At 68.0% G+C, this 17,148-nt stretch carries 22 protein-coding genes and 1 pseudogene; 21 read left to right on the top strand and 2 right to left on the bottom strand.

Annotation, left to right across the window (positions count from 1 at the left end; all coding sequences use genetic code 11):
- Positions 1-7: 7 nt before the first annotated feature.
- The 10 genes from GPA22_RS09020 (at position 8) to clpX (ending at position 6,820) form a co-directional block, all read left to right on the top strand.
- The gene (locus GPA22_RS09020; RefSeq protein ID WP_169255761.1) at positions 8-358 is read left to right on the top strand and encodes a nitrogen fixation protein NifZ; all 351 of its coding nucleotides are present in this window, start codon (positions 8-10) and stop codon (positions 356-358) included.
- Positions 355-597: a nitrogen fixation protein NifZ gene (locus GPA22_RS09015; protein ID WP_169255760.1), complete on the top strand. Its 243-nt coding sequence runs from the start codon at positions 355-357 to the stop codon at positions 595-597. Before GPA22_RS09020 ends, GPA22_RS09015 begins: the two co-directional genes overlap by 4 nt.
- A gap of 17 nt (positions 598-614) precedes the next feature.
- Positions 615-1,001, top strand: a complete 387-nt coding sequence (locus GPA22_RS09010) for a DUF3024 domain-containing protein (protein ID WP_246264201.1) — start codon at positions 615-617, stop codon at positions 999-1,001.
- A 23-nt stretch (positions 1,002-1,024) separates the two neighbouring features.
- Positions 1,025-2,170 (top strand): cysteine desulfurase family protein, encoded by a 1,146-nt coding sequence (locus tag GPA22_RS09005; RefSeq protein ID WP_169255758.1) that lies wholly within the window; start codon positions 1,025-1,027, stop codon positions 2,168-2,170.
- Positions 2,171-2,201: 31 nt separating this feature from the next.
- Entirely contained in the window at positions 2,202-2,411 is a 210-nt protein-coding gene (gene nifT, locus GPA22_RS09000) for a putative nitrogen fixation protein NifT (RefSeq protein ID WP_169255757.1), read from the top strand.
- 1 nt (position 2,412) lies between these two features.
- The gene (locus tag GPA22_RS08995; RefSeq protein ID WP_169255756.1) at positions 2,413-2,679 is read left to right on the top strand and encodes a DUF6129 family protein; all 267 of its coding nucleotides are present in this window, start codon (positions 2,413-2,415) and stop codon (positions 2,677-2,679) included.
- Between the two features lie 116 nt (positions 2,680-2,795).
- Complete coding sequence (locus tag GPA22_RS08990; RefSeq protein WP_169255755.1) at positions 2,796-3,944, top strand: DegT/DnrJ/EryC1/StrS family aminotransferase; 1,149 nt, start codon at positions 2,796-2,798, stop codon at positions 3,942-3,944.
- 22 nt (positions 3,945-3,966) lie between these two features.
- Positions 3,967-4,827: an SIR2 family NAD-dependent protein deacylase gene (locus tag GPA22_RS08985; RefSeq protein WP_169255754.1), complete on the top strand. Its 861-nt coding sequence runs from the start codon at positions 3,967-3,969 to the stop codon at positions 4,825-4,827.
- A 52-nt stretch (positions 4,828-4,879) separates the two neighbouring features.
- Complete coding sequence (clpP, locus tag GPA22_RS08980) at positions 4,880-5,518, top strand: ATP-dependent Clp endopeptidase proteolytic subunit ClpP (protein ID WP_169255753.1); 639 nt, start codon at positions 4,880-4,882, stop codon at positions 5,516-5,518.
- 15 nt (positions 5,519-5,533) lie between these two features.
- Positions 5,534-6,820 carry an ATP-dependent Clp protease ATP-binding subunit ClpX gene (gene clpX, locus GPA22_RS08975; RefSeq protein ID WP_169255752.1) on the top strand — a complete coding sequence of 429 codons (1,287 nt, stop codon included), beginning with the start codon at positions 5,534-5,536 and terminating at the stop codon, positions 6,818-6,820.
- 10 nt (positions 6,821-6,830) lie between these two features.
- On the opposite strand, the gene GPA22_RS08970 is transcribed toward clpX, so the two are convergent.
- Both GPA22_RS08970 and GPA22_RS08965 read right to left on the bottom strand, forming a co-directional pair.
- The gene (locus tag GPA22_RS08970) at positions 6,831-7,238 is read right to left on the bottom strand and encodes a group II truncated hemoglobin (protein ID WP_169255751.1); all 408 of its coding nucleotides are present in this window, start codon (positions 7,236-7,238) and stop codon (positions 6,831-6,833) included.
- A gap of 10 nt (positions 7,239-7,248) precedes the next feature.
- Entirely contained in the window at positions 7,249-7,674 is a 426-nt protein-coding gene (locus tag GPA22_RS08965; RefSeq protein ID WP_169255750.1) for a response regulator, read from the bottom strand.
- A gap of 426 nt (positions 7,675-8,100) precedes the next feature.
- Between GPA22_RS08965 and nifH the strand changes: the two genes are divergently transcribed.
- From nifH to GPA22_RS08910, 11 genes and pseudogenes are all read left to right on the top strand, one after another.
- Positions 8,101-8,982, top strand: a complete 882-nt coding sequence (gene nifH, locus GPA22_RS08960; RefSeq protein WP_169255749.1) for a nitrogenase iron protein — start codon at positions 8,101-8,103, stop codon at positions 8,980-8,982.
- 192 nt (positions 8,983-9,174) lie between these two features.
- A complete protein-coding gene (gene nifD / locus GPA22_RS08955) occupies positions 9,175-10,629 on the top strand; it encodes a nitrogenase molybdenum-iron protein alpha chain (protein WP_169255748.1) in 1,455 nt (484 codons plus the stop codon).
- 38 nt (positions 10,630-10,667) lie between these two features.
- Positions 10,668-12,227, top strand: coding sequence for a nitrogenase molybdenum-iron protein subunit beta (gene nifK / locus GPA22_RS08950; RefSeq protein WP_169255747.1), 1,560 nt, complete (start codon positions 10,668-10,670; stop codon positions 12,225-12,227).
- 84 nt (positions 12,228-12,311) lie between these two features.
- Positions 12,312-13,730 carry a nitrogenase iron-molybdenum cofactor biosynthesis protein NifE gene (gene nifE / locus GPA22_RS08945; RefSeq protein ID WP_169255746.1) on the top strand — a complete coding sequence of 473 codons (1,419 nt, stop codon included), beginning with the start codon at positions 12,312-12,314 and terminating at the stop codon, positions 13,728-13,730.
- Positions 13,723-15,099: a nitrogenase iron-molybdenum cofactor biosynthesis protein NifN gene (nifN, locus tag GPA22_RS08940; RefSeq protein ID WP_169255745.1), complete on the top strand. Its 1,377-nt coding sequence runs from the start codon at positions 13,723-13,725 to the stop codon at positions 15,097-15,099. Before nifE ends, nifN begins: the two co-directional genes overlap by 8 nt.
- 25 nt (positions 15,100-15,124) lie before the next feature.
- A complete protein-coding gene (nifX, locus tag GPA22_RS08935; RefSeq protein ID WP_169255744.1) occupies positions 15,125-15,535 on the top strand; it encodes a nitrogen fixation protein NifX in 411 nt (136 codons plus the stop codon).
- On the top strand, positions 15,528-16,004 hold the full coding sequence (locus GPA22_RS08930) for a NifX-associated nitrogen fixation protein (protein WP_169255743.1): 477 nt from the start codon (positions 15,528-15,530) through the stop codon (positions 16,002-16,004). Before nifX ends, GPA22_RS08930 begins: the two co-directional genes overlap by 8 nt.
- Before the next feature lie 16 nt (positions 16,005-16,020).
- On the top strand, positions 16,021-16,224 hold the full coding sequence (locus GPA22_RS08925; protein ID WP_169255742.1) for a CCE_0567 family metalloprotein: 204 nt from the start codon (positions 16,021-16,023) through the stop codon (positions 16,222-16,224).
- Positions 16,225-16,228: 4 nt separating this feature from the next.
- Entirely contained in the window at positions 16,229-16,531 is a 303-nt protein-coding gene (gene fdxB, locus GPA22_RS08920) for a ferredoxin III, nif-specific (RefSeq protein ID WP_169255741.1), read from the top strand.
- 50 nt (positions 16,532-16,581) lie between these two features.
- Positions 16,582-16,878 (top strand): 2Fe-2S iron-sulfur cluster-binding protein, encoded by a 297-nt coding sequence (locus GPA22_RS08915; protein ID WP_169255740.1) that lies wholly within the window; start codon positions 16,582-16,584, stop codon positions 16,876-16,878.
- A gap of 14 nt (positions 16,879-16,892) precedes the next feature.
- Positions 16,893-17,148, top strand: a pseudogene (locus tag GPA22_RS08910) (hypothetical protein); the annotation flags it as partial.

The following is a 17,148-nucleotide window of genomic DNA, read 5'->3' as shown; positions in this document are numbered from 1 at the left end:
GCCCACCATGAAGATCAACCGTGACGGCGACATCGTGGAGCTGAACAGCCCGCCGCGCTTCGGCTACGGCGAGAAGGTCATGAGCACGAAGACCGTGCGCAACGACGGCACCTTTCCGGGCCGCGAGATCGGCGACATCCTCGTGAAGAAGGGCGACATCGGCTACGTCAGCAGCATCGGCACCTTCCTGCAGCAGTTCTACATCTACGGCGTCGAGTTAGTCGACCACGGCTACCGCGTCGGCATGAAGGGGCGCGAGCTCGTGTCGCTCGACGCGGCCGACGAGGAGGACGAGGACGACTCCGGCGACGCGCTCGCCGCCACCCCGCTCACCCTCACTTCGGGAGCCACATCATGATCGATCCGAGATTGCCGAAATTCGACTGGGGCATGCGCGTCGTCGCGCTCGCCGACCTGCTCAACGACGGCTCCTATCCCGAACGCGCCGCCGACGCGCTGCTCGCGGGCGCCGGCACCGTCGGCGAAGTCGTGCAGGTCGGCCGCCACACCGAGAGCGACACGCCGGTGTACCTCGTCGAGTTCCCCGACGGCAGCGTCATCGGCTGCCTCGAGGAAGAAATCGCGCGGGCGCCGTGATCATGAGAGCCCGCGCCATGAAGGAATCCGCCCCCGCCCCGGCCGCGGCCGCCACGCCCGCCGACGCACCGCGCCCCGGTTTGCGCACCCATCCCAACGAGCTCGACCAGCGGCGCATCGCGCGGCTGCTCGAAAAGCGCATGCGCTACCGCTACGTGTCGCCGCGCGTCGAAGCCTGCGACGACGGCTACCGCGTCGTCAGCCCCTGCTGCTCGCGCAACGTCGATCAGGCGGGCGGCGACATCGACATCGCGCGGCTCGCCTGGGACGCCGACAGCGGCGCGTGGCGGCTGTACTCGAAGGACCACGCGCGCGGCGAATGGCTGTTCTACGACAGTGGCCGCCAGATCGACGCCGTGCTGATGGCGCTGCTGGTCGACGCCTACCGCGTCTTCTGGCCCTGATGCCCACCCCCGGCACAATCGCCATGGACGCGCGGATCTACCTCGACCACAACGCCACGACCCGGCCCGCGCCGGAAGTCGTCGCCGCGATGGCGGACTGCCTCGCGCATTGCTGGGGCAACCCGTCGAGCGCGCATCGACTCGGCGCCGCGGCCAAGGAGCGACTCAAGCTCGCGCGCGCCCAGGTCGCAGCGCTGCTCGGCGCCGCCGCGGCGCGCATCGTGTTCACGGCGAGCGCGACCGAGGCCAACCACATGGCGATCCTCGGCGCGCTCGCGGCGCGTCCGGACAAGCGCCACGTCGTCACGAGCGCGGTCGAGCATCCCGCCTCGCGCCTGCTCTTCCGCCACCTCGAGAGCCGCGGCGTGCGCGTCACGACATTGGGCGTCGACACGGCCGGGCGGCTCGACCTCGCGGCGCTCGATGCCGCGATCGGCGACGACACCGCGCTCCTGAGCCTGATGTGGGCGAACAACGAGACCGGCGTGCTGTTCCCGGTCGCGGAGATCGCCGCGATCGCCCGGCGCCGCGGCGTCGCCTTCCACTGCGACGCGGTGCAGGCGGCCGGGCGCGTGCCGATCGACCTCGCGCAGCTGCCGGTCGACCTGCTGACGCTGTCCGCGCACAAGTTCCACGGCCCGAAAGGCATCGGCGCGCTCTGCGTGCGCAAGGACCTCGCACTGCCGCCGCTCGTCTTCGGCCACCAGGAACGCGGCCGGCGCGGCGGCACCGAGAACCTCCCCGCGATCGTCGGCTTCGGCATCGCCGCGCAGCTCGCGGCGCGCGCGGCGACGGAGGACGGGCCGCGCATCGCCGCGCTGCGCGACCGCCTCGAATCCGGCCTGCGGCAGCGCCTGCCGCATACGCACATCCACGGCGCCGCCGCCGGGCGCCTGCCGAACACCTCGAACCTGCGCTTCGGCACGATCGACGCCGAGATCGTGCTCGACCGCCTCGACCGCGCCGGCGTCTGCGCTTCCAGCGGCTCCGCGTGCGCCGCCGGCGGCACCGAGCCCTCGCCGGTGCTGCTCGCCATGGGGCAGACCCGCGCGGAAGCGCTCGCCGCGCTGCGCTTCTCGCTCGGGCGCGACACCAGCGCCGCCGACATCGACCGCGTGCTCGCGCTGCTGCCCGACATCGTCCGCCCCTTGTCGGGAGCCGCGGCATGAATCCGACCCACCGAAACCTGGAGCCCGCAGCATGAAAGTCATGATCCGCAAGGACGCCGCCGGCGCCCTGTCGGCCTACGTGCCGAAGAAGGACCTCGAAGAGCCGATCGTCGCGATGGAGAAGGAAAGCCTGTGGGGCGGCAGGATCACGCTCGCCAACGGCTGGCAGCTCGAGCTGCCGGACCTCGCCGCGGATACGCGGCTGCCGATCACCGTCGAAGCGCGCCGGCTGGGAGACTGAAATGACCGTATCCGACCAACAACTCTCCGACGTCTGCACGCTGCTGCAGCGCACCGGCCCCGCCGAGAACCCGCTGCCGGGGCTGCGCGCGGCCTTCCCCGGCATGGTGTTCACGCGCTGCGACGCCTCCGACATGGACGGCGAGACGCCCGCGATGCACGCCGGCGGCTACGACCTCTATCTCGTCGACAACGCCGACCACTGTTGGCGCATCACGGCCGACCCGCAGCGGGCGGGCGGCGTCGTGCTGGCCGCGCACAAGGATTAGCCGACAAGGAAATCCCGTTCGGGCCGAGCCTGTCGCAGCCCCGCCAGTGCCCTTCGACAGGCTCAGGGCGAACGGAAGAACCCGATTGCCGCGTTGATAGCCACCGGAGCCCCTTCATGAACGACAACTGGATCCCCCTCAGCGACCCGGACATGAGCCGCGCCGAGATCGACGCGGTCACCGCCGTGCTCGGCTCGCCGCGCCTGTCCGCCGGCCCGCGCGTCGAGGCCTTCGAGGACGAGTTCGCCGACTACGTCGGGCGCCGCTACGGCATCGCGGTCGCGAGCGGCACCCTCGGGCTGATGCTCGGCCTGCGCGCGCTGGGGCTGGGCCCCGGCGACGAGGTCATCGCCCCCGCCTACGGCTGGCACCAGGTCGCGCACGCGATCGCGATCGCCGGCGCGACGCCGGTGTTCGCCGAGATCGACTACTGGTCCGGCTGCCTCGCCCCCGACAAGGTCGCGCAGAAGATCGGCCCGAAGACCCGCGCGATCCTCGCCGGCAACAGCAACGGCCACCCCGCCGCATGGAACGAGCTCCGCCAGCTCGCGACCGCCCACGGCCTGAAGCTCGTCGAGGATTCCACCGAGGCGATCGGCTCGCGCTACCAGGGCCGGCTCGTCGGCGGCTTCGGCGACTTCGCGCTGTTCGACTTCTCGCAGCCCTCGGCGCTGTGCTGCGGCGAAGGCGGCATGATCGTCACCGACGACCCCGAGCTCGCGAGCGAGCTGCGCTACCACCGCAGCCGCGCGCTCGACGAGCGCTTCTCGATCTCGATCGCCGGCCGCGTGCCCACCCAGGCCGGCATCAGCGAGCTCACCGCGGCGCTGGGCCTCGCGCAGCTCGAGCGCATCGACGAGATCCTCGCGCGGCGCAAGAAGGTCGAGAGCCACTACCTCGGCCACATCCAGTCCTTCGAAGGCATCAAGCCGCCCTACCTCGCGCCCGAGATCGACGAGGTCCACTGGATGCTGTTCCTCGTGCATCTCGGCACGCGCTTCACGCAGAGCGCGCGCAACCAGATCGTCGACGATCTCGCGACCGAATCGATCGAGGCCGCCGCCTTCTGCAACCCGCTGCACCAGCAGTACCACTACACGACGCTCGGCTACCGGCGCGGCGACCTGAAGGTCACCGAGAAGATCGCCGACCGCGCGCTGGCGCTGCCCTTCCACGCCCATCTCGACGAAGACCAGGTTGCCTTCATCGTGCAGACCGCGAAGGACTCGTCGGTCAACGTCGGCGCCGGCGCGGCGATCTATTGACCTACCCCCTCGGAGACCGGAAATGACTGCAAACGCCCCAGTGCTCGACGACCTCGGCGCCGCCCTCGCCGCCGGCACGCTGATCCCCTACCTCGGCCCCGGCATGCTCGATCTCGTGCCCCTCAGGTCTGTGCCCACCGCGCCCGTGCCCGCCTCGCCCGAGCAGCTCGTCGCCAGGCTCACCGCGAAGACCGCCGTGCCGCACAAGATCCGCGGCAGGCTCACCGCGGCCGCGCAGTACATCGAGAACTTCAAGCACCGCAAGAGCCTCGTCGCGCTGATGAACGAGGCCTACGCGCCGGGCGCCACGCCGTCCGCGCTGCACCGCCGGCTCGCGGCGCTGCCGCTGCCGCTCGTCGTCGATGCCTGGTACGACGACGCGATGCAGAAGGCGCTCGCGCCGCGCACCGACTGGGGCCAGGTGCAGGGCCTCGCGCAGTCCGAGCACTTCGGCAGCTGGTTCGGCTTCTACGGCGCCGACGGCGCGGTGACGCCCGACGAAGTCGCCTCCGGCTGGACGACGCTGCTGTACAAGCCGCTCGGCGGCGTCGCCCCGGCCGCGAACTACCTCGTGTCCGACTCCGACTACGTCGAGGTGCTGACCGAGATCGACATCCAGACCCCGATCCCGCCCGCAGTGCAGGACATCCGCGCCGGCCGCCACTTCCTCTTCCTCGGCTGCCGCTTCAACGACCAGCTGCAGAGGAGCTTCGCGCGCCAGATCATGAAGCGCTCGTCCGACCGCCACTGGGCGGTGCTGCCCGGCGAGCCGACGCGCAACGAGCTGCGCTTCCTGGCCGAGCAGAACATCGCGCGCATCGACCTGCCGCTCGCGGAGTTCGCGGCGCGGTTCGAGACGATTGCGCAGACGGCGGCCGCCTGAACACGCCAGCCTCCCCCCGCCGCGAATCCTTCCCGACCCAGGAGCGCACACCATGCACCCTGCAGCAGACTGGAATCCGCAAGCCCTGGGGCTGATCCCCACGGTGATCGAACAGAGCGGCCGCGGCGAGCGCGCCTACGACATCTACTCGCGGCTCCTGCGCGAGCGCGTCGTCTTCCTCGTCGGGCCGGTGAACGACGCGACCGCCAACCTCGTCGTCGCGCAGCTCCTGTTCCTCGAGTCCGAGAACCCGGACAAGGACATCTTCTTCTACATCAACTCGCCGGGCGGCTCGATCACGGCGGGACTCGCGATCTACGACACGATGCAGTTCATCAAGCCCGACGTGTCGACGCTGTGCGTCGGCCAGGCCGCGTCGATGGGTGCCTTCCTGCTCGCCGCGGGCGCGGCCGGCAAGCGCTGCGCGCTGCCCAACTCGCGCATCATGATCCACCAGCCGCTCGGCGGCTTCCAGGGCCAGGCCTCCGACATCGCGATCCACGCGCAGGAGATCCTGTACCTGCGCGAGCGGCTCAACGCGATGCTCGCGCGTCACACCGGCCAGCCGGTCGAGCGGATCGGGAAGGACACCGACCGCGACAACTTTCTATCCGCCGAAGCGGCCGTCGCCTACGGGCTCGTGGACGAAGTCCTCAGCCACCGCGACACGCCCGCCGCGAAGACCGCCTGACAGGAGGACCACGCCATGTCCGAGACGAAATCCCCGACCGGCATCCCGGTCCACTGCTCCTTCTGCGGCAAGGGCACGCACGAGGTCGGGCGCCTCGTCGCCGGTCCGTCGGTGTTCATCTGCGACGAGTGCATCGAGCTGTGCAACGACATCGTGCGCGAACAGGCCGGCATCGCGGCGGCGCTCGCGGCCGACGACGCGCCGCTGCCGCGCCCGGCGCAGATCCACGCGATTCTCGACCAGTACGTGATCGGCCAGGAGCGCGCCAAGCGCATCCTCGCGGTCGCGGTGTACAACCACTACAAGCGCCTGCGCCACGCCGCCGATGCCGGGGACAGGGACGCCGTCGAGCTCGCGAAGAGCAACATCCTGCTCGTCGGCCCCACCGGCTCGGGCAAGACGCTGCTCGCGCAGACGCTGGCGCGCCTGCTCGACGTGCCCTTCGTGATGGCCGATGCGACGACGCTGACCGAAGCCGGCTACGTCGGCGAGGACGTCGAGAACATCATCCAGAAGCTGCTGCAGAAGTGCGACTACGACGTCGCCAGGGCGCAGCGCGGCATCGTCTACATCGACGAGATCGACAAGATCGCGCGCAAGTCCGACAACCCCTCGATCACCCGCGACGTCTCGGGCGAAGGCGTGCAGCAGGCGCTCCTGAAGCTCATCGAAGGCACCGTCGCCGCCGTGCCGCCGCAGGGCGGGCGCAAGCACCCGGGGCAGGACTACATCCAGGTCGACACCGGCAACATCCTCTTCATCTGCGGCGGCGCCTTCGACGGGCTGGAGCGCGTGATCCGCCGGCGCCGCGAGAAGGGCGGCATCGGCTTCGGCGCGGCGCTGAAGGATACCGCCGACGCGCGCATGCGCGGAGAGCTGCTGGCCGGCGTCGAGCCGGCCGACCTGATCCGCTTCGGCCTGATCCCGGAGTTCGTCGGGCGCCTGCCGGTCGTCGCGACGCTCGCCGAGCTCGACGAGGCGGCGCTGGTGCAGATCCTCGTCGAACCGAAGAACGCGCTGGTGAAGCAGTACCGCAAGCTCCTCGCGATGGAAGGCGTCGAGCTCGACATCACCGCCGATGCGCTCGCGGCCACCGCGCGCAAGGCGCTCGAACGCGGCACCGGCGCGCGCGGCCTGCGCTCGATCCTCGAAGCGGCGCTGCTCGACACGATGTATTCGCTGCCCGGCCGCAGCGACGTCAAGCGCGTCGAGATCGACGCCGCGGCCATCGAGACCGGGGCGGCGCCGAAGCTGATCGCGGCCGATCGCGACCGCGCCGAATCGGGGCTGGTCGCCGCCTGAGCGCCCGCGCTCAGTGGCGGACGATCGAATCCGCCACTTTCGCGAAGGCCGCCAGCAGCTGCGCGCGCAGCTCGGCGTCGGGCACCTGTTCCTCGAGCGTGCGCGTCATGCACAGCATCCACGCGTCGCGCGCGGCGCGGTCGATGCCGAAACCGGCGTGCGCGCGCCCCAGGCGCGGCGGGCCGTGGCGCTCGGCGTACAGCGGCGGCCCGCCCAGCCAGCCGGACAGGAACATGAACAGCTTTTCCTTCGCGTGCCTCAGGTCCTGCGGGTGCATCGCGCGGATCGCCGCCGCTTCGGGCAGCTCGCACATCAGCGCGTAGAAGCGCTCGACCAGCCGGCGCACGGCGGCCTCGCCACCGAGCCTGGCGTAGTGCGGGTTCGCGTGCGCGACGATTTTCGGAAAAGGGGGGTGCATCGGGACTTCCTCAACGGACGACGAGGGGGATGCCGAGCGGCGTGCGCCGCCCGAGCTGGGCGTCCACTTTACGCCTTACCGTCGCCAGCTCCAGCGGCCGCGTGAGCAGGCCGTCGGCACCGAAGCCGCGCAGCGTCGCGAGCTCGGGCGCGCTGCCGGCGTCGCACACGAGCACGATCTTCACGCCGGCGAGATGCGCCCTGATGCGCGCGATCAGCGCCGCCTCCCCGCCGCGGCACAGGCCGTGCCCGAGCAGGATCAGCTGCGGCGGCCAGGCGCTCGCCTTGTCGAGGGCCGCGTCCAGTTCCCCGAACACATGGGTCTCGTTCTCGTCGGCGAGCATGAACTGCAGCGCGATGCCGCTGACCTCATCGTCGTCGATGACGAAGATGCGCTTGTTCTCCACTGCCCTGCCGGATTCCACACCGATCTGCATGATTGCGCTCCCGCGTGTTGGTCTGCACGACTTCAAGCAAGGCGCATTCCGGCCGCCGGGGCGGTGAAGCGGTCGCCCCCGATGCCAGCGCCGGCGCGCCGCAACGGCTCGCGACGCCCTCCCCTGCGCCGGACGCGGCTCGTCGTTCCGCACACCGGTCTGTGGCCTTTGTCCGGTTTGTAAATCGCGCGAGCGGCGCCGCACGCAACCCCGTGATCCGCGATTTCTCATTACATCTCAACAAGTTATGAAAATTTTCCCGCACTGGCACAAGGGTTGCTGAAGAGGCTTGCACCGTGATGTCTCGCCGAACGCGCAACTGAGACGAAGACCTATAAGAGTTTCGGAGCGGCCAATACCGGATGCATGCAACGGTAAACGCTGAGCACCTCGACAAACTGCATTTTTCGATTCAAGGAGATTGAAATGTCTGACCTCAGGCAAATCGCTTTTTACGGCAAGGGCGGTATCGGCAAGTCCACGACCTCCCAGAACACCCTCGCGGCGCTCGCCGAGATGGGGCAGAAGATCCTCATCGTCGGCTGCGACCCCAAGGCCGACTCGACCCGCCTGATCCTGCACGCCAAGGCCCAGGACACCGTCCTGTCGCTGGCGGCCGACGCGGGCTCGGTCGAGGACCTCGAGATCGAGGACGTGCTGAAGGTCGGCTACCGCGGCATCCGCTGCGTCGAGTCCGGCGGCCCGGAACCCGGCGTCGGCTGCGCCGGCCGCGGCGTGATCACCTCGATCAACTTCCTCGAGGAGAACGGCGCCTACGACGGCGTGGATTACGTCTCCTACGACGTGCTGGGTGACGTCGTGTGCGGCGGCTTCGCGATGCCGATCCGCGAGAACAAGGCGCAGGAGATCTACATCGTGATGTCGGGCGAGATGATGGCGATGTATGCCGCCAACAACATCTCGAAGGGCATCCTGAAGTACGCCAACGCCGGTGGCGTGCGCCTCGGCGGCCTCGTCTGCAACGAGCGCCAGACCGACAAGGAGTACGAGCTCGCCGACGCGCTGGCGAAGAAGCTCGGCACCTCGCTGATCCACTTCATCCCGCGCGACAACGTCGTGCAGCACGCCGAGCTGCGCCGCATGACGGTCCTCGAGTACGACCCCGAGTCCAAGCAGGCCGGCGAGTACCGCCAACTGGCGCAGAAGATCCACGCCAACAAGGGCAAGGGCACGATCCCGACGCCGATCACGATGGACGAGCTGGAAGACCTGCTGCTCGAGTTCGGGATCATGAAGCAGGAAGACACGTCGCTGATCGGCAAGAGCGCAGCCGATCTGGCGGCCTAAGCGCCGGCGCGTGCGTCCGGCCGCCTCCCCGGGCCGGACGCGCCGCGGAGACCTCCGCCGAAAGTGTGGCGCGGCCAGGGTGGCCGATCGCCCGCCCCGCCGGTCCGCGCTTTGCGCAGAGCTCTCGCAGGCCGGGAGCTGCCGGATTGACGCGCAGTTTCGATGATTTGAACCGTGAATGGAGAGAGCGCCATGAGCCTCACCGTTGAAGAAACCAAAGCCCGCAACACCGAACTGATCTCCGAGGTCCTCAAGGCCTATCCCGAGAAGACCGCCAAGAAGCGCGCCAAGCACCTCGCGGTGCATGAGGAAGGCAAGCCCGACTGCAACGTCAAGTCGAACATCAAGTCGCTGCCCGGCGTAATGACGATCCGTGGCTGCGCCTACGCCGGCTCGAAGGGCGTCGTGTGGGGCCCGATCAAGGACATGGTGCATATCTCGCACGGCCCGGTCGGCTGCGGCCAGTACTCGTGGGCCGCGCGCCGCAACTACTACATCGGCACGACCGGCGTCGATACCTTCGTGACGATGCAGTTCACCTCCGACTTCCAGGAGAAGGACATCGTCTTCGGCGGCGACAAGAAGCTCGAGAAGATCATGGACGAGATCCAGGAGCTCTTCCCGCTCAACAAGGGCATCACCGTGCAGTCCGAGTGCCCGATCGGCCTGATCGGCGACGACATCGAGGCGGTGTCGAAGAAGAAGTCGAAGGAATACGGCGGCAAGACCATCGTGCCGGTGCGCTGCGAGGGCTTCCGCGGCGTGTCGCAGTCGCTCGGCCACCACATCGCCAACGACGCGGTGCGCGACTTCGTCTTCGACAAGACCGACCCGGACAAGAACGCCTTCGAGCCCAGCCCCTACGATGTCGCGATCATCGGCGACTACAACATCGGCGGCGACGCGTGGAGCTCGCGCATCCTGCTCGAGGAGATGGGCCTGCGCGTGATCGCGCAGTGGTCGGGCGACGGCACGCTGGCCGAGCTGGAGAACACACCCAAGGCCAAGCTCAACGTGCTGCACTGCTACCGCTCGATGAACTACATCTCGCGCCACATGGAAGAGAAGTACGGCGTGCCCTGGGTCGAGTACAACTTCTTCGGGCCGTCGAAGATCGAGGCCAGCCTGCGCGAGATCGCCAGCCACTTCGACGACAGGATCAAGGAGAACACCGAAAAGGTGATCGCCAAGTACCGCGCGCTGACCGAGGCGGTGATCGCCAAGTACAAGCCGCGCCTCGAAGGCAAGACGGTGATGCTCTTCGTCGGGGGGCTCCGCCCGCGCCACGTGATCGGCGCCTACGAGGACCTCGGCATGAACGTCGTCGGCACCGGCTACGAGTTCGGCCACAACGACGACTACCAGCGCACGACGCACTACGTGAAGGACGGCACGCTGATCTACGACGACGTCACCGGCTTCGAGTTCGAGCAGTTCGTCGACAAGATCAAGCCCGACCTGGTCGGCTCCGGCATCAAGGAAAAGTACGTCTTCCAGAAGATGGGCGTGCCCTTCCGCCAGATGCACTCGTGGGACTACTCCGGCCCCTACCACGGCTACGACGGCTTCGCGATCTTCGCGCGCGACATGGACATGGCCATCAACAGCCCGGTGTGGGATCTGGCCAAAGACCCGTTCGCAGCCTGATCCCGACCTGACCTTCACGACCCTAACGGAGAATCCAAATGCCGCAAAACGCTGAAAAGGTCATCGACCACGAGATGCTGTTCCGCCAGCCCGAATACACCGCGCTGTTCGAGAACAAGAAAGCCAACTTCGAGTTCGGCCACCCCGCCGACAAGGTCGCCGAGATCCGCGACTGGACCAAGTCCTGGGACTACCGCGAGAAGAACTTCAAGCGCGAGGCGCTGACGGTGAACCCCGCGAAGGCCTGCCAGCCGCTCGGCGCGGTCTTCGTCGCCAACGGCTTCGCCAAGACGCTGTCCTTCGTGCATGGCTCGCAGGGCTGTGTCGCCTACTACCGCTCGCACTTCTCGCGCCACTTCAAGGAGCCGACGTCCTGCGTCTCCTCGTCGATGACCGAGGACGCGGCGGTGTTCGGCGGCCTCAACAACATGGTCGATGGCCTCGCCAATACGCTGAGCCTGTACAAGCCGGAGATGATCGCCGTCTCCACCACCTGCATGGCCGAAGTGATCGGTGACGACCTCGACGCCTTCATCAAGACCGCCAAGCAGAAAGGCAGCGTGCCGGCCGACTACGACGTGCCCTTCGCCCATACGCCCGCCTTCGTCGGCAGCCACGTCACCGGCTACGACAACGCGCTCAAGGGCATCCTGCAGCACTTCTGGGACGGCAAGGCCGGCACCGCGCCGAAGCTCGAGCGCGTGCCGAACGAGACGGTGAACTTCATCGGTGGCTTCGACGGCTACGTCGTCGGCAACATGAAGGAGATGAAGCGCCTGTTCTCGATGATGGGCGTCGAGACGACCTTCCTGTGCGATCCGTCCGACGCCTGGGATACCCCCACCGACGGCGAATTCCGCATGTACGACGGCGGCACGACCAAGGAAGAGGCGGCAGCCGCGCTCAACGCCAGGGCGACCTTCATCTACCAGGAGTACAGCGCCGAGAAGACCGCCAAGTACATCGCCGACAAGGGCCAGGAAGTCGTCGCGCTGAACTCGCCGATCGGCGTCACCGGCACCGACACCTTCCTCAAGGAGCTGTCGCGCATCACCGGCAAGCCGGTGCCGGAAGCGCTGAAGAAGGAGCGCGGGCGGCTCGTCGATGCGATCACCGACTCGCAGGCCCACCTGCACGGCAAGAAGTTCGCGCTCTACGGCGACCCGGACCTGATGCTGGGCCTCACGCAGTTCCTGCTGGACCTCGGCTGCGAGCCGACCCACGTGCTGTCGACCAACGGCGACGACAAGTGGGCCGCGAAGGTGCAGGCGCTCTTCGACGCCTCGCCGGTCGGCCGCGACTGCCACGTCTATCCCAAGCGCGACCTGTGGCACATGCGCTCGCTGCTCAACACCGAGCCGGTGGACTTCCTGATCGGCAACACCTACGGCAAGTACCTCGAGCGCGACACCGGCACGCCGCTGATCCGCATCGGCTTCCCCATCTTCGACCGCCACCACTACCACCGGCTGCCGATCTGGGGCTACCAGGGCGGGCTGCACGTGCTGATGTCCATCCTCGACGAGTACTTCGAGGCGCTGGATGCCAACACCAACATCCCGTCGAAGACCGACTACAGCTTCGACATCATCCGGTAAGGCGTCCGCGGACGCGCCGGGCGGGCGGCTTCGATCCGCCCGGCGCCTTCAGAACAGGCAGTACCCGTCGCACGGAGGCACGACATGAGCGCCCTGCTCAACCAGAAGATCCAGGCGGTTTTCGACGAACCCGGTTGCGACAAGAACCAGGGCAAATCGGAGAAGGAACGCAAGAAGGGCTGTACCAAGCAGCTCGCGCCCGGCGCCGCGGCCGGCGGCTGTGCCTTCGACGGCGCGAAGATCGCGCTGCAGCCGATCGTCGACGTCGCCCACCTCGTGCATGGCCCGATCGCCTGCGAAGGCAACTCGTGGGACAACCGCCACGCGCTGTCCTCGGGCCCGACGACCTACCGTACCGGCTTCACGACCGACATCAACGAGATGGACGTCATCTACGGCGGCGAGAAGCGTCTGTACAAGGCGATCAAGGAGATCATCGACAAGCAGGATCCGCCCGCGGTCTTCGTGTACCAGACCTGCGTCACCGCGCTGATCGGCGACGACATCGAGGCCGTGTGCAAGGCCGCGACCGCCAAGTTCGGCAAGCCGGTGATCCCGGTCAATGCCCCCGGCTTCGCCGGCGTGAAGAACCTCGGCAACAAGCTCGGCGCCGAGGCGCTGCTCGACTACGTGATCGGCACCGAAGAGCCCGACTACACCACCCCCTACGACATCAACATCATCGGCGAGTACAACCTGTCGGGCGAGCTGTGGCAGGTGAAGCCGCTGCTCGACGCGATGGGCGTGCGCGTGCTGTCGTGCATCAGCGGCGACGCGCGCTACAGGGAAGTCGCGTACTCGCACCGCGCCAAGGCCGCGATGATGGTGTGCTCGAAGGCGATGATCAACGTCGCGCGCAAGATGGAAGAGCGCTATGCCATCCCCTACTTCGAGGGCTCCTTCTACGGCATCGGCGACATCTCCGACTCGCTGCGCGAGATCGCGCGCCTGCTGATCCGGCGGGGCGCGCCCGAGGACCTGATGGCGCGCACCGAAGCGCTGATCGCCGCCGAGGAAGCCCGCGCGTGGGCGCGGCTCGAACCGTACAAGGCGCGCCTCGCGGGCAAGCGCGTGCTGCTGATCACCGGCGGCGTGAAGTCCTGGTCGGTCGTCGCGGCGCTGCAGGAAGTCGGCATCGAGATCGTCGGCACCAGCGTCAAGAAATCGACCCGGGAAGACAAGGAAAAGATCAAGGAGATCATGGGTGACGAGGCGCACATGATCGACGACATGAGCCCGCGCGAGATGTACGCGATGCTCAAGGAAGCGCGCGCCGACATCATGCTCTCGGGCGGGCGTTCGCAGTTCGTCGCGCTGAAGGCCAAGATGCCCTGGCTCGACATCAACCAGGAACGCCACCACGCCTACGCCGGCTACGAAGGCATGGTCAAGCTCGTCGAGGAGATCGACAAGACGCTCTACAACCCGGTGTGGGAGCAGGTGCGCAAGGCTGCCCCCTGGGAGCTGGACGAAGCCGCGGCAGTGGAGGTGGCCCATGGCTAAGGTCACCGTTCCCAAGAAAGCCTGCGCGGTCAATCCGCTCAAGATGAGCCAGCCGCTCGGCGCGAGCTACGCCTTCCTCGGCATGAACCGCTGCATGCCCGTGATGCACGGCTCGCAGGGCTGCACCTCGTTCGGCCTCGTGCTGCTGGTGCGCCACTTCCGCGAGGCGATCCCGCTGCAGACGACCGCGATGAACGAGGCCACGACGATCATGGGCGGGATGGAGAACATCGAGAAGGCCATCCTCAACATCCGCACCCGCGCCAAGCCCGACCTGATCGCGATCTGCTCGACCGGCCTCACCGAGACCAAGGGCGACGACGTCGTCGGCTTCCTCAAGCTGATCCGCCAGCGCCACCCCGAGCTCGCCGACACCGCGATCGTCTATGTCTCGACGCCGGACTACCTCGGCGCCTTCCAGGACGGCTGGGCGAAGGCCACGACCGCGATCATCGAGACCCTCGTTGAGCCCATCCAGATTCGCCCCGCGCGCTCGCGCCAGGTCGCGGTACTGCCCGGCTGCCACCTCACGCCGCGCGACATTGAGGAAGTGCGCGAGATCGTCAAATCCTTCGACCTCGCGCCGATCTTCCTGCCCGACGTCTCCGGCTCGCTCGACGGCCACATCGCCGACGCCTTCAGCCCGACGACGATAGGCGGCACGACGCTGGACGACGCGCGGCGGCTGAGCGCCTCCATTGCGACGTTGGCGATCGGCGAACAGATGCGCCCCGCCGCCGCCGCGCTCGAAGCGCGCGCGGGTGTGCCCTACCGCGTCTTCGACCGCCTCACCGGGCTGGATGCGATGGACCAGTTCCTCGCCCACCTCGCGGACCTCTCCGGCACGCCGGTGCCCGAGAAATGGCGCCGCCAGCGCAGCCAGCTACAGGACGCGATGCTCGACGGCCACTTCTTCTTCGGCGGCAAGAAGATCGCGATCGGCGCCGAGCCGGACCTGCTGTGGGCGCTCGGCAGCCTCGTCACCGAGATGGGCGCGCAGCTGCACACCGCCGTCACGACCACCGCGTCGCCGCTGCTCGAACGCCTGGCGACCGACGAAGTGATCATCGGCGACCTCGAAGACCTGGAAGCCGGTGCGCGCGGCTGCGACCTGCTGATCACCCACTCGCACGGCCGCCAGGCCGCCGCGCGCCTCGCCATCCCCTTCCACCGCGCGGGCCTGCCGCTCTTCGACCGCCTCGGCGCGGGCGACGTGCTGTCGGTCGGCTACCGCGGCACGAAGGCGCTGATCTTCACGCTCGGCAACCTGTTCCTCGCCGCGCACGAACACCACGAGGTCGGCCCCACGCAGTGGGCGCCGCCCGAAGAGACGCTGCGCGCGGTCGAGCGCGCGACGCTTGCCGCCTGAACCCCGCACGAGAAAGGAGCTGACCATGAAAGTCGCCTTCACGACCCAGGACCTGCAAAGGGTCGATGCCCACTTCGGCTGGGCCAAGAACATCGCCGTGTACGACGTCCGCCCCGACGGCTACGACTTCGTCGAGACCTTCGTCTTCGACGGCGACCTGCAGGAAGACGGCAACGAGGACAAGCTCGCGCCCAAGCTCGACGCGATCCGCGACTGCGCGATCCTCTACGTCGCCGCGATCGGCGGCTCGGGCGCCGCGCGCGTCGTCGCCAACAAGATCCATCCCGTCAAGGTGCCGCAGCCGGAACCGATCATGGACATCCTCGACAAGCTGCAGGCCACGCTCGCCGGCACCCCGCCGCCGTGGCTGCGCAAGGCGCTGATGAAGGGAGAGGAACGCGAATTCGATTTCGAAGACGAGGTGGAACATGGCTGAAACGGCAGCAGCAACGGCGGTCGCGATCGACCCGATGCAGAACGAGTTCGTCGTCGAGCTCGTCAAGCAGTGGCGCGCCCAGGACACCCACGGCAGCTGGGACGGCAAGCGCGACGAGGCGCTGCTCGCGCCCTACCTCGTCACCAAGGAACAGCGCCGCGAGATCCCCATCATCGGCGACCCCGACCCCGAGACGCTGTGGCGGCTCGAGCTCTTCTACAACGCCGTCGGCCTCGCGATCGAGCGGCGCACCGGGATCATGGTCAGGCCGATGATGAAGATGAGCCACGAAGGCTTCGGCCAGCTCACCCTCGCCGCGGGGCGCCTGATCGTCGTCAACCGCTACCTGCGCGACATCCACCGCTTCGGCTTCGAGTCGCTGGAAAAGCTCGCTGCCGAAGGCACGAAATGGGTCGAAGCCGGCGTCGAGATGATCGCCAAGTTCCCCGACGTCGCGAACTACGGCTAAGGGACAGGAGAAGCACATGGAAACCGAAACCCTCGACGACCTCAAGACCCGGGTCAGGAAACTCTCGGCCCGTGCGATGAACCTCAAGATGGAACTGCACGACCTCTCCGAGGAACTGCCGATCGGCTGGGAGAAGATCCCCGAAATCGCCGCCAAGGCCTACCAGGCCTTCGACGAACTCGCCGCGCTGCGCGCCCGCATCGCCGAACTCGGAGGCTGACGCCATGGCCGACTTCACGATCACCCTGCCCTCGGGCCGCGCATGGACGCCGAAGTTCGCCGAGTCCATCAACGAGGAAAAGTGCATCGGCTGCGGCCGCTGCTTCAAGGTCTGCGGCCGCGACGTGCTGCAGCTCGTCGGTCTCGATGACGAAGGCGAACGCGTCGCCGTCGGCGACGATGAGGACGACGAATACGAAAAGAAAGTCATGACCATCGCCAACCCCGAGAACTGCGTCGGTTGCGAGGCCTGCATGAAGATCTGCCCGAAGAAGTGCTACACGCACAGCGCCGCCCAGACGGCGTAAGCGAACCCCCAACCCCAACAGAAACAGTCGGACAAGAGAGAACGCACACTATGCCCACCCTGACCATCCAGCCCGCCGGCAAGACCGTAGCCGTCACCGCCGGCACCACCCTGCTGCAAGCCCTGCTCGCCGCCGGCGAAAACGTCGGCCACAAGTGCGACGGCAAGGCCCAGTGCGGGTCCTGTCACCTCTTCGTGCAGGACGGCCGCAAGACGCTCTCCAAGATCCAGCGCGACGAGAACGAAAAGCTCGATAGCATCGTCGGCGTCGGCTCCAAATCGCGGCTCGCCTGTCAGGCCGTCATCGGCGACGCCGACGTCGCGGTCGAGCTGCTGAGCTTCGTCTAGGCGAGGACGTCGCCATGCCAGCCGTCGCCTGCACTCTGCTCCCACACGGCGCCCTCGCTGCGGTCGCCCGGCTGCGTCGGGCCACGGCCAGTTCCGCCCCGACCTACCCCGACCTCATCGCCGCCGCCCGCAACCCCAACGACATCGTCACCCTCGCGCTCGCCGGCGTCATCACGAACGCCCCGCAGCGCCCCGCCCCCTACGACCTCCCCGTCGCCGGCCTCGCGCCACAGTCGCTCTCGGCCACCCTCGCCGAGCTCTTCCCCCGCC

The organism is Aromatoleum toluvorans (assembly GCF_012910905.1).
GTDB classification, from domain to species: Bacteria; Pseudomonadota; Gammaproteobacteria; order Burkholderiales; family Rhodocyclaceae; genus Aromatoleum; species Aromatoleum toluvorans.
This window is presented reverse-complemented; position numbering and strand designations above follow the sequence as displayed.